Source organism: Mycoplasma sp. HS2188 (genome assembly GCF_025209835.1).
GTDB lineage: Bacteria > Bacillota_I > Bacilli_A > Mycoplasmatales > Metamycoplasmataceae > Mycoplasmopsis.
In genome coordinates, this window is record NZ_JAOAOI010000010.1 from 1 (window position 1) to 13,095 (window position 13,095).

Annotated in this window: 11 protein-coding genes; 1 reads left to right on the forward strand and 10 read right to left on the reverse strand. The window is 27.3% G+C overall.

What is annotated here, in order from left to right:
• Positions 1-115 precede the first annotated feature (115 nt).
• Positions 116-298 carry a DUF4011 domain-containing protein gene (locus N1F73_RS03050; RefSeq protein WP_260360059.1) on the reverse strand — a complete coding sequence of 61 codons (183 nt, stop codon included), beginning with the start codon at positions 296-298 and terminating at the stop codon, positions 116-118.
• 242 nt (positions 299-540) lie between these two features.
• Between N1F73_RS03050 and N1F73_RS03055 the strand changes: the two genes are divergently transcribed.
• Positions 541-759 carry a hypothetical protein gene (locus N1F73_RS03055; RefSeq protein WP_260360060.1) on the forward strand — a complete coding sequence of 73 codons (219 nt, stop codon included), beginning with the start codon at positions 541-543 and terminating at the stop codon, positions 757-759.
• Between the two features lie 194 nt (positions 760-953).
• Here the strand turns inward: N1F73_RS03055 and N1F73_RS03060 are convergent, their stop codons facing one another.
• The 9 genes from N1F73_RS03060 to N1F73_RS03100 form a co-directional block, all read right to left on the reverse strand.
• Positions 954-1,082: a hypothetical protein gene (locus N1F73_RS03060; RefSeq protein ID WP_260360061.1), complete on the reverse strand. Its 129-nt coding sequence runs from the start codon at positions 1,080-1,082 to the stop codon at positions 954-956.
• Between the two features lie 46 nt (positions 1,083-1,128).
• Positions 1,129-1,332, reverse strand: a complete 204-nt coding sequence (locus N1F73_RS03065) for a hypothetical protein (RefSeq protein WP_260360062.1) — start codon at positions 1,330-1,332, stop codon at positions 1,129-1,131.
• Positions 1,333-1,403: 71 nt separating this feature from the next.
• A complete protein-coding gene (locus tag N1F73_RS03070; RefSeq protein ID WP_260360063.1) occupies positions 1,404-1,865 on the reverse strand; it encodes a type II toxin-antitoxin system death-on-curing family toxin in 462 nt (153 codons plus the stop codon).
• Positions 1,866-2,241: 376 nt separating this feature from the next.
• Positions 2,242-4,044 (reverse strand): AAA family ATPase, encoded by a 1,803-nt coding sequence (locus N1F73_RS03075; protein WP_260360064.1) that lies wholly within the window; start codon positions 4,042-4,044, stop codon positions 2,242-2,244.
• On the reverse strand, positions 4,037-5,044 hold the full coding sequence (locus N1F73_RS03080; protein WP_260360065.1) for a hypothetical protein: 1,008 nt from the start codon (positions 5,042-5,044) through the stop codon (positions 4,037-4,039). Before N1F73_RS03080 ends, N1F73_RS03075 begins: the two co-directional genes overlap by 8 nt.
• 1 nt (position 5,045) lies before the next feature.
• Positions 5,046-7,097 carry a hypothetical protein gene (locus tag N1F73_RS03085; RefSeq protein ID WP_260360066.1) on the reverse strand — a complete coding sequence of 684 codons (2,052 nt, stop codon included), beginning with the start codon at positions 7,095-7,097 and terminating at the stop codon, positions 5,046-5,048.
• A complete protein-coding gene (locus N1F73_RS03090) occupies positions 7,097-10,714 on the reverse strand; it encodes an AAA domain-containing protein (protein ID WP_260360067.1) in 3,618 nt (1,205 codons plus the stop codon). The genes N1F73_RS03085 and N1F73_RS03090 overlap by 1 nt, the downstream gene beginning before the upstream one ends.
• Positions 10,702-10,977, reverse strand: coding sequence for a hypothetical protein (locus tag N1F73_RS03095; RefSeq protein WP_260360068.1), 276 nt, complete (start codon positions 10,975-10,977; stop codon positions 10,702-10,704). The genes N1F73_RS03090 and N1F73_RS03095 overlap by 13 nt, the downstream gene beginning before the upstream one ends.
• Before the next feature lie 214 nt (positions 10,978-11,191).
• Positions 11,192-13,087 carry a M13-type metalloendopeptidase gene (locus tag N1F73_RS03100; protein WP_260360069.1) on the reverse strand — a complete coding sequence of 632 codons (1,896 nt, stop codon included), beginning with the start codon at positions 13,085-13,087 and terminating at the stop codon, positions 11,192-11,194.
• Between the last annotated feature and the right edge of the window lie 8 nt (positions 13,088-13,095).

Sequence of the window (13,095 nt, forward strand, 5' to 3'; positions counted from 1 at the left end):
GGGATTTATTTCAAATTTTATACAGCATACAGGCTCCTTAAAACGACTATTTCTAGTACTTTTCCAAAAACCCCTAAGGTAAAAATGAAAAATAGGTATTTCTACCTACTTTGTTTTATATCCCTCTTTTTTTATCGCTAAGCATTTTAAGTATTGATGTCATAGACGGTGCAATCAATTGTAATCTAGATGGATTAGATAGTGAGCTAGTCTTATAGTTAATTGCCTTATTTCTAAATGTTAGATCTAATAAATCATTTTTTCAAACTTTGATGTTTTCAAGTATTCTATTTCCCATTTTTATCCTTTTCTACTCATTTTATGCAATAAAGTGCGCTGAGTACGCTAATATTAAAATTATACGTTATTTAAGTTGTTGATATTCCCTAAATAATTATTTATAAAAACAACTTCAATTAATAATTATATACAAGGGCGAAAAATGAACCTGAATCGTAAAGGTTCGGGTTTTTGTTAAAATTTATGAATTTAAGCAAAAAAACATTTTATGGGATGACATTTAAAAAATATAATTTAAGAATGAGTATGGAATCAAAAACAGGTAAGGGATCTGGAAGACCTAGAAAAAAAGATAGAGAATTAGAAAATCAAAAAAGAAAAGAAGCATTAAAGAAGATAACCAGAGATCAATTAGAATTTTTAATAACAGATATTTTTTACGAGAAGATTTTAGAAAGAAACGATAGCAAGGACTTGGACGAAGCTATTGAGAAATTTAAAAAAAGATACGGTTTTTAGCGAAAATTAAACAGCAATATTAAGGAATTTATTGATGGATACAGTAACGATAGATCTATAAAAATTAGATTTAAAAACATCCCCCCAGTGAAATGTGGGATGTTTATAGTCGCAAGAAATTATTTGAGTCTAATTTTCTTGTCCTAGCCTATAAATGGTTTTTTCATTAATAGACTTATTTTATTGATGTTAAACTACATTTTAGCTAATTTTTTGAAAATTATTTCAAAAGCTTTTTCATTTTCTGGTTCATATTTTCTTGTTTTTCTTAGTTCTTCCTTAAAATTTTTTTCAGAAAACATATTAATTATTTTTTTATCCACGATATTAACTCCACTTGAAATAAAACTTTTTTTAAATTCTAACACATTAATAACTTATATAAACATTTTTTTCTATTCATTTTTTTATATATTGTTTTGTTTTTTCTTTTCTCTTATTGATATCATCATCGAAATTTTTGATTTTTTTAACACATTCAGCATATTCGCTGTTATTTTCTAAGTAAGCTAAAATGTTTTCAGTTTTATCATTTGAAAGTAAAATAACAAAACATTCTAACTCCTTTTCCATATTTTTATCATAAATTTCGCCTGTTTTGCGTAGTAAGCTATATCACTTAAAATAGTAACCTAATTGGTTTGTTAAACTTGTAAAAAAGTAAATGCAAATCTTTTGTTACCATTTAAAAATAAATGAGAATTTAACAAACTTATGAACAACCATGATATTAAATCAAATATACTTCAATCGTTTTCTAAATATGAGAATTTATTTAATTGATTTAAGAAAAAATCATTAATGTTAGAATCTAGCCTTAAACAAAAATCGAGTTTATCCTTACTATCAGTTTTAATGTCTTTAGCGTAATCTAGTGCTATTTTATAAGTTTTTTTATAAATTAATTCAGCGAATTCTGGTCAAAAATCTGCTTCCTTTTTACTTAAATCTATCGGTTCGAAGACAATCTCAATAGGGTCAGTGTAATGACTGACAAAAAAATATTTTTCTTTTTCTTTTTTTATCAATGAATTTTTATGTTTGTTTATAAAATCTGAAAAGTTTTTTGCTTCAATAGAACTTATAATTATTCTTTTTGTGCGCATAAAAATATTTTAACATAATCGCAAGTGACAATAATGTTTTTGTACTTAACATATTTACTATAGTCATCACTCAGTGTTTTATTTATACACAATTAATTAATGAGCAAAAATCATTTTTCGTGTTGAATTGCAGTCTTTGTGTCCTCAGTAACCAATACAATTGGTAAAAATAAGGTATTAAAATAGGCATTAGAATACTTTATCTGGACAAATTATAAAAATCCAAAGGTTTTATTCATTAATCTCAAAAATAGGTCTATTTTTGTGTATTATGTCAATATTACACAGCCGATTATAGATATTTGTTCTTTATATTATTCGTAAATAAAAGATTATGAGGTTATAAAAAAGCAAAACAATTGTTTTGCCTTATAGATTATTTAAAACTTAATTCAACTTCGTCGTGAAGTACTTGCATTTTGGCATATAAAATTTTTTCCTGTTGTTTAGTGCTCATTATTTTTTCATAATTCTCGAATAAAAATTCATTGATTTTATTGCTCAATAATTCGTCAATATTATTGATTATTCCTCTCGCTCCCATCAATGCATCATTTTTATTATTTAAATGTTTTACTAATTCGTCGATATTATCATTGTAGTCAATAATCACGTTGTAATTATTCTCTATTTCTTTAAATAAAACTTTTAATTTTGACTCAACAATGCTTTTAATTATTTGGTAGCTATGAATGAAATTAAACGGTACGATGTTTTTATCGCCTATACGGTTTAATAATTCGGGTCTATTTAATTTTTCAATAAAATGTTTGCGCACCTGTTCGATAAATTTTTGACGCACTAAGGGCTCATCATTAATGACGGCTTTTTTAATATCGGTTGTCCCGATGTTAGAGGTAAAAATAATAAAAGTTTCAGAAAAATCAATTAACTCACCTTTTGAAGAAGTCAATCTTCCATCTTCTAATATTTGCAAAAATTTGTCTAGGATTTTAGAGTGGGCTTTTTCAATTTCATCAAACAATAAAATTGAAAAAGGATTTTGTTTTACTTTATTTGTTAATTCGCCACCTGAATCGTAACCAACATAGCCTGGAGGCGCTCCTATTAAACGTTGATCTGAGTGTTCATGATTATATTCAGACATATCAAATCTAATTAGTTTTTTCTCGTCACCAAAAACAAATTCGGCCAAAGTTTTAGATATTTCAGTTTTCCCAGTTCCGGTCGGACCGACAAAAAACAAAATTCCTTTAGGTTTGTTTTTTGATTGTGAATATAAAACACCATTTAAACCTAAAAATGAGCTAGTTAAAACATTATATATTTTATCAATTGCGTAGTCTTGTCCTTGAACCCTTTTAGAAAATTCGTTTTTTAAATTTTTAATTTTTTGGTAATCAATCTTTTCCCATTGCGATTCTTTTTGATTGAAATTAGTCAAATTATACCGGTTAGCAAATGTTTGTTTATTATCCCTGATACGTGCAAATTGCATAATTTCACGACAACTAAGACCATCAGTCAATGCGGCAACATTATTCAAGGTGGTGCCTTCAACACCTAATTCATTAGAATCGGATGTTCTAAAGTATTTTGACTCGTTTTTGATGATTTCTTTACGTTCATCAATATTAGGTTTTTTAATAAAAATCTCAGCATATTCAATATTTTTATTGTAAATATCAGGAATTAGATTATTTGAATCACGCATTATTAAAACAAGTTTATCTTGCTTATCTAATCTTCCATAATCATCTAAATAATGCTCTTTATTATTGTTATTCAAAAATAGAGAAATTAAATTAATTAAATTATCTAAATAATTACTTTGATTGTTTTGGTTATTGAAAATACTGTCAGCAAAATCAATTACATAAATACCAGGTGTGTGTTTAGTTCCTGTTTCGGGATTGTCAACAGTTGGTTCAACAATTCTCAGCATAAATTCGTCAATATTGTCCACATCTGTAATTGTTTTATAATTTTTATTACCGTCTTCATCCAGTAAATTTAGCAATTTAAAACCTGGAGAAAAATATTCAGCCTTTGAATAATTATTTTGACGAGCGAAATTTTCAATTATATTTTTTAAATCAACACTAATAAAATTGTTATTTTCGTCTATATAAGAATATAAATCATTGACATTTCCAGTAATGGAAACAATGTTTTTTTGTGCTAATTTGATTTCTAAATATTTTAAAGATTTACGCATTTGTTTTATTCACTTTCATTTTAGCTTCTCTGCTTAAAGGGCGTGCTCCAGAAACACCACGGGTAATTATTTTTTTGCTTTTTACATAACCAAATTTAACTAAATCACGCTCAACATTTTCAGCTAAGCTTCAACACATATGATTTTCATAATCACCTATATCATAACTAACTGTACCATCTAGATTCAAGTTCAGTATAAATGAATTATTTTTTAGTGCTGAATTTTTAAATTTTGATATGAACAAATATCTTGGTTTTGTTTTATTTTCTGCATCAGTTTGTACAATAAATTCAATGTTTTTGTGTGTATATTTGTATTTCTTAAAAATCGATTTATAAATCTCGTTTTTATGAATGGCTTCGTGATATTGATTCAAAATTTCTTTTACATAAGGTGCATAATCAGCTAGTTCTTGATAATTATCAATGAACATGAATTCGTTAAGTAAAGAACCTTTTAATTTTGGATCAACATTTTGCTCCAAAACATATTTTTTTAATTCTTCTTTTAGAGATGAGTGTTTTTGTTTATCGATATTTTCTTGTTTGACTTGCGATAATACTTTAGTGAAATTTTCAGGAGTAAAATCCAATTGTAATTCATTCATTTTTTCAAGCACTATTTTTGATAAAAAGCCATTTTGCACAATTAATTCATTTATTAATCGTGTACGTTCATTGATAATGTCATCAAAAGAGACATCAATTGTCATATTTTGGACTGTTTTAATTAAATTGCTCTTTTGCAAATTGTACTTTTCAATTAAGTCTTGCTCGCTAACAAAATCTCTGTCAGCAACTTCGCCTTTTATTTTACCAATGGCCTCTAATCTTTTTTCAATATCCTGTACTCGTGACATTATTTTGTCTATTTCTTCGCAAACTAATTGCGAATTAACAATATTGGCAAGCGAAATTAGATTTTTCTTAATATCTTCAATCTCGCGTTTTTCCGTCTCAATGTTTATTTCAAAACTAATAAATGCTGCGTGACTCATTTTATTGCTCCTTATCTTTTTTGCTTGTTATTTCTTTGGGTTTTAATACAAGCTTTTGCAAATGATTATCAATCTCTTTTTGCATATTTTCAATCTCAAATAAACTCATTTTATTTACTTTGTTCTTGAATGAATTATCGTGATCATGATGAGCTTTATTCAGCACATCTGAAACAATCGACTTTAATTTTTTTAATTCAGCAGTAGGGTTGTGTAAGTTTAACATTTCATTGATCATAGCTTTGTCATCTATATCTATACTTTGTTGCTGTTTGATTTTTTTCTTCAATTTGACCTCTAAATTGACTCTCATGTTTCTCAATAAGCCAAGCTTGTATTCAAACAAATTTCCTTCATTTATTGACTTGACGTCTTTAAGTAATTTATTATATTGTTTGTATTCAGCAATCTGAGATGGGTCAATTGGATCAATATTTTTTACGAATTTAACAATATAATCTTCGAATTTATCTTTAATTTGTTCTAGATTTTGTTCGTATTCTTGTTTGTCAAAATCTTGATTTTCAATAGTTTTGCGATATAAATTTAGATCTCTTAGTTTTTGATAAAAATCAGAAATATATTGTTCTGGTTTTCACTTACCGTTAAACAGATAATTATTTTCGCTATATTTGAATCCAATTAAATTGTTAAGCGATTCTCATTCAGTAAATTGAATAGAATGAAGAAAATTGTATAAATCATCACTTATTTGAGTTATATTGCCTTTTCTTAACTCATCAATTTTTCCCAAAATAGTGATCAATTCCTCCGAGTCATCAATGTAATGCTCGCTTATTATTTTTTTAACATCAGAAAACGGCAATGATTCAATAACATCAATATTAGCAAATAATCAGTCTTTGAATCCTTCCATACCAACAATTGCTTCTAAATTCTCAATTAATAAGCGAACGGTAAAAGTACTCATTTTTTCTGGTTCAAAGTTAACTTTATTGTTCAGTAATTTAGCAATCGTTGTTTCTTGTTGATCAAAACCTATGACACGTGCTTTAGTATTGTAAAAATTAACAACAAAATCACTTAGATACACTAAATTCATCTTTTTTTCTGGATTAATTGAGACCCACTTAGCAAAAAGCGAGTGGAATTCTTTTTCTTCCTTTGTTCACTTTTTATTGATTATTTCGTCGTTGAAAGCTAATGAAAATTCATTTTTTGATATTTTTTCTGTGTATTTAAAATTATTCATTTGCCCATTAACACTATCAATATTTAGTATTTTTTCAATAATTTTATTGATTTCTAGTTCTTTTTGTGCTTCTTCGTCTAATTCTAAACCATTGACTTTTTTCAAAAAATCTAAGGTTTTTAAGTCACTGGCCATAACTTTATTTTCATTTATGGTAAAACTAAATTCATCTTCGAATCATTCGAGACGTTCAGTTTCTTGCAAAAATTCATCCTTTTCGTTGCCGTGTACATTAAAATCAACAAAAACTTTGTTTTTATCTCAATTATCTTCAAAATAAACTTTAAGAGTTGATTCTAAAAGCTTAAGATATGTTGTGTCAAAAATCTTTTTAACATCAAGGTGACGGTAATCACTGACATTTATTTCGCTCGTTGTCGTATTCATGTTTTCAATAGATTCTTCTAAACTCAATAAGTTTTTGTAGAATACTAGATTTTTTGCTTCACTCTTAGACTCTAAACTGACAAAATTATCCTTATCAAATTCTCTTGCGATTGATGGATGTATTATTTTATCGTCTTTACCAAGTTGGTATAAGTATAATTCAGCTATATCAGTAATAGTCAAATTAGTCAAATTATCAGATAGTATTATTTTGTTATCCAATAAATATCGGAACTCGCTCAAACAAAAATCCATAAGTGAATCTCTATCTATTTTGGTAATTTGTTTTAAAAAGTCCTTAACTGTTAATTCACGGTATTTTTCAAAGTCATATAGTAAGAATAAAATAATAATGTTTTGAATATCATTAGACTTTTGCACGGATTTAAATTTGGCTTCAAAGGGAACTTTGATCCGAGGAATTAATAATTTTGCATTGAATTTTTCACTCATTAGTAAGCCTTTCTATATGTATCTTCATCTTGTGCAATTTCTAAGTATTCTTTCAATATTCATTTTTGATCATTAACTATTTTTTTATTGTTATCATCTCATGATGATACATTAAATGATAAATCTTTTAACTCCTCAAACGCACCGACTAAAATTAGAGATTGTTTTGCTCTTGAAACGGCAACATTAATACGTTCAGCGCTTTTATAAAAGTCATAATTTCTTTTATCTCTATATTGTAAATTGCCATCTTTAAACATACCTTTAGCCCTTACAAAATCGACAATGATGATTTCTTTTTCCCGACCTTGAAAGTTGTCGACTGTGTCGACTTTGATACGATTTATTGTTTTAGTTTTCAATTCTTTTAATTTTTCTTTTAAATACTCTCTTATAATTGAGTTTTGAGAACGAGTCATAGAGATTATTCCGATTTTTTCTAAGTCAAATTTTTGTCCATCTGAATTATTCAAAATAATATTAGAGACAATTTCGCTGATTACAAAGGCATTATATTCATTGACTGCTGAAGCTGTGGTTTTGTTGCTATCAAATGTCGTAGTTTGGTCAAACGCTTTAAAATCATTTGCCTCAACGGTATGCGAAATATTTGTATTGCGTATTTTTTTATTGTAAAAATTCTCATTGATATAACTTGTGTCGTATATAACAACTGGTTTTTTAATTTTTTGTTCCTCGTATCTATAGTTAATTAAATAAGGAGTGGTATTTTTGTTCGGTGTACTTAACTTTTCATCAAGATCATAATTGACATTTACATACTTTTGAATATCTTCATTGAATCGATGTTGCTCAGTTAAAAATGTATAAAAATATTTGTTGAAATTGTTGCTGTAACGAGTGCTATTTTGACTATTTTTCTTCAATTTAAGTGCGTTAAATTTAAAGAACGGATGTTTAAGTTCATTGATTAGTTCTTTTATATTTTCGTCCGAGAAAAATCATTTATATTGGAATTTATTATTGTCATAATCGATTGATTTGGGTCTCAACTCTTTAATTATCGGGAATGAGTCTAATAATTTAGCAATATCAGTGCTTTCAATATGTTCTTGCAAAATTGAACCCGTCTCAAAATCAAGAACAGGTGGTAATTGACGATAATCTCCGGCCAGTAATATTTTTTCTGATAACATACATGAATTAATAATTTCCAGAGTATTACTTTTCGACACCTCGTCCACAATTGTCATATAAACCGGGTATTGTAAAAATAATTCTTTAGGTTCTAGCAATGAATTTTTTCTAGGATTAATAATTTGGCGTGCTGTTGTAGTTAAACCAATTAAATTAATTAAGTTGTTTTCGAACACATAGTCCGAAAACAATTCACTTATTCTTGCATTGTGTTCGTCTGTTCTTGATTCGATTTTATTTTTAATCAATTTTAACTTGCTTATGATTTTATCTGGTACTTCATTATCATTGCTTTTATTAAGACGTAAATTATTTAAGTCAATATTTTCTTTTTTAAAAGTTTCAAATAATTTATTGATTCTATCATTTCGCAAGATTAATTTCGATAGTGTCAAAGAATGATTGATAACTTCTTCTACCCGATTACGTTTTATTTCTCTATTTAAATCATCACAAGCGTATTCAATATTACTAATTTCATCTGGCTCATATTCATTTTTAAAATTTTCCATTAACTCGTTAATATTGAACTCATATTTTTCAAAAAATGTTTCTAGTTCATCTACAGTGAGTTTATTCTTGCTATCTAGTTTTGCGAGTAGCAATAATATTTTTTTGTTGTACTCAAAATTGGCTTTGGTTTCTAACTCGCCAATAGTCATCATTTTTTTGTAAAACTTATCCATTTCATCACGGATATTTCTTTTTAAATTATGTTTAATAATTGATAATGAAAAATTATAAAAAGCGTGATCTAAGTCAAATATGTTTGATACATCGTCGTTTTCTTCTAATGTGTTTTGGGTTTTAATATTTTTGTCATTTCTTTTGCGAATGGTTTTATAGAAAATAAAATTAGGATCATCTTCCGTTAATTCGTTGATACGGTCAAAAGCGTTCAAAATTGCTTCGTGTGTCGAAGACATTAACAAGACATTTTTATGTTTATTATTGATAATATGATAAATTAAGGCACTTACCGACTGTGTTTTACCAGTTCCCGGAGGACCTTGTAAATAAGAAAGACAAGGAGTTAAAATGGCTTTTTTTACTGCTTGTTCTTGTTTATCATTTAGCCTGATCACCGATGGTAAATTTAAACTATAATCATTTATATTCTCTTCATTGACTGAAAAAAACTGTGGATTTTCTATTGATTTTGCTAAAAGCGGATTTTTGTATTGCCCTGATTTGAAATTTCTCAATGAATTATAAAATCTTTTGTGTTTGCTATAACTTCCGTAATCTTCATCAGTAATAATAAAATTATTGTTTTCTTTGAAAATTTTAGATAAATAGCCTCTAACGATTTTGATTCTACTAATATGTATTTTCTTAATTTCTTCAATTCTAAGATTTTTTAATTCACTATTTCTTATTGAAAATTCGTAATAATCAAATTTGCCTTTTTGTTTCCAAATAGTTTCTTGAGAATCTGTTATTATTTTTTGATTTGAACTATTTGTGGTAGCTAATTTTTCGTTTTCTTTTTCTCAAAAATCATATTCTTTTTTATATTCTTCATATTGACTTGCGAGTCTACTTTTCTCGTCATTTTTTATCTTCAATTCTTTTCTTTTCTCAGTAAGATTTAAATTAACAATTGACATTTCATAATCTTCATTATTGTCATCAGGTGTATGTTTTTTGCTTTTTTTATTAACTTGACTATTTAAATCTTCTATTTCGCTTTCTAAATTAGAAATTTCTTCATTGAGATAAATTATTTTTGTGTTTAGGTTATCGATTTGGTCACGCTTGTCTTTATTTAAATATTTTTCGTCGTTTAGCTTTATCGACTTATTGTTTTCATCAATTGTTTTCTTAAGATCGTTAATATGTTTTCCTAAAAGACCAACCATATCAAAAGGCTTAAATTTCAATATTCTTGTATCTAAAACAATTTTTTCTTCGCTATCGTCAGTGTTGTAAAAATATAACGATGTTTTACCGTTATTAACCACATCAACAAATTCAGAGTTATGTTCGGGTGTTTCAATTCGCATTAAAAATTTAGTTACTTCATTTTCACTATCCATTCTCAAGACAATAGGAAAAATATTATTTAGATTTGATCTATCATATTTTCGCTTTTGTTTTGAAATGTAATCAGTATAAAAGCTAAGCGTTTTATCTAATTTAACCATCCCATTTTGTTGCTTGCGGCCTGATTTAAAAATGTTTGACTCTTTGTGTGACTCAATAACTATTTGTTTTAACATACTAGTCGTTAGTTGAAAGCTATTGCGTTCTGAGAAAGAGAAAATTAGATTAATGTCAGTGTCATTATAGTTTTTATATCCATTTTCACTTAAATGTTTCTCATCAAAATCATCTAATATTCCCACTCGATTGAACTCAAAACTTGATTTTTTTTCTTCATCGAAATTCGTCTTAACATAAATACAAACATTTTTTCTATTATTAAATATATTTTCTTCATCTTTTAAAAAGATCATAAAAACAAGCGAATCAACTCTAATTTTATCCTTTGACTCAATAAAAAAAGATCGTTGTTAACGATATAATAAGATTTAATTGATGATTGTATTCGCTCGAAAAATTCTTCTATATTCGAATCGAGTGTAAGTTCTTTTTTAACAAAAGACTCTAAATGATCTTTAATGTAATAATTAAAACGGCTCTCCCCTGATTCGGCTACTTGTTTACTGTCGCCAATTTCCATTTTTTTATTTTTATTTATATGAATAATTAATTCCATTTTTTCACCTTATATTTCTATTTTATCAAAAAAAATAAGTCAACAAAATGATTGCCATATCCTGTAAATGCCACTTATTTTTTCAGTCAATATTCAGTTAAAATTATGTTTTTTCAGAAAGATATTAGGCCCATAAAAAAAGCATTATTGCTTTGTTTTTCAATAAATTTATACAAAAAACCGAATCTTTACGATTCGGTCTAATGATTTTTATCTATCAAATTTTTACACGCTTATGAGCAGGAATAAACATTCCATCGCCTTCTTTAATATTGAAAGCATCAATAAATTCTTGTCTGTTTGCTGCTTGAATATTTGCTCTTAAATTAGTTGGGGCGTGTGGGTCGCTTTCTAATAATCTTTGAGCTGTTAATGGTTGATATTTAGCTTTTCAAACTCTGGCTCAGTTAATGAAAAATTCTTGCGCATTGTAATCTTTTTCCATTTTTGCGGCTGTAATTGCGCTCTCTACACCACCTGCATCGGCGATATTTTCGCTGACGGTTAAAGTTCCGTTGCATTTACCATAATCAGTTTCTACTCCGTCAAATAGATCTATCATAGCTTTGGTTTTTTGCCCAAATTTTTCAAAATCTTCAGGTGTTCATCACATATTTAAATTACCTTTTTCATCGAAGTTGGCTCCGTTATTGTCGAAAGCATGCGATATTTCGTGAGCAATAACAGCACCAATACCACCGTAATTCTGTGATGATGTGTTATTGATTGAATAAAAGGCACCATTTAATATAGCGGCAGGGAAAACTATATGGTTATACATTGGGTGATAATAAGCATTTACAGTAGCTGGTGACATTCCTCAATAATTTTTATTGATTGGTTCTAAGTATTGAGAAAATTTATATTTTGAGTATGTTTTATTGAAATTAAACACATTTTCAATAATTGAGTCTGAACTTACAACTAAATCTTTATAGTAAGGTCTTAATTCTTTTGGATAGCCAATATGAACGCCTAAAGCATTCAATTTAATTATGGCTTTTTTGATTGTTTCTTTACTTAGTCAAGTGTTGTTTTCAAGGTTATTTTTATAAACTTGAATCATATTTTGAACCATTTTTTCTATGTTTCGTTTTGCTTTGGCACCTAGATATTTTTGCCCATAATATGTACCAACTGGAATGTTAAAGTAAGATAAAGCTAATTTTAAAGCATATTTGTTTTTATTTTCTACTTTAGCTTGACCACTCACACTTAAAGAATATTGTGAGGCTATAGTTCTTGTTTTTTCATCTAAGTATTTTGAAAAGCGAATAATAAATTTAACTGCGATTCATGCAATAATTTTTTCAAAATGTTTTGGAGAAAATAATTTATCAATATTTAAAGCAAAATTGTCATCACTGAAAACTATTTCATCGACTTCCTTATTAATTATTGAGCTAACTACTTCTCTAAAGTCAAAGTTTTTAGTTCTATTAGCGATACGATTGAATTTATATGGTTTGTATAATTCGGTGTATCTAACTTTTTGTAATGATGTTAAAGAATATTTAGCAATTAATTCATCATATTGTAAAGTCAATTTAATTAATTTATTAACTTGTTTAACATCGTCGATGTAAGGAGTTAATAATTTTTTCGCCATTTTTTTGAATGATGTTAAAAATTTAGTTTTGATTTCCTCGTTTTGATAATGATCCTTATCAGGCAAAATATGACTAGCTATACCTGCGTATAATGTTTGTTTTTGCGAGTCTAAAAAATCACTTTCTACACCAAAATCAATTGGTAAAGGGTAATCTTTTAGTAAAAAATCTACATATTTTGTCATTAATTCATCCATGTTTTGAATGTTTAATATTTCATTCAAATATGGTCTTAAAGGTTCAACGCCTCTTTGGTTTCTTTGTTCAAAGTTAGCGGTTAATTTGTAGAAACGAGCAAAATTTTGTAAATTTTGATCAATTAATTTTCCTTCATCATCTTTTTTTACTAATCTTTTCGCTAGACGTGCGACAATTTTTTCATTTTCAATATCCAATCTCACGAACTCGCCTATCGATGTTCGATCAGATGGAATTTCAGTTTGTTCTAATCATTCATTATTTACCGATTTAAACAAATCATCTTTTATTTCATATTTCATTTATTTCT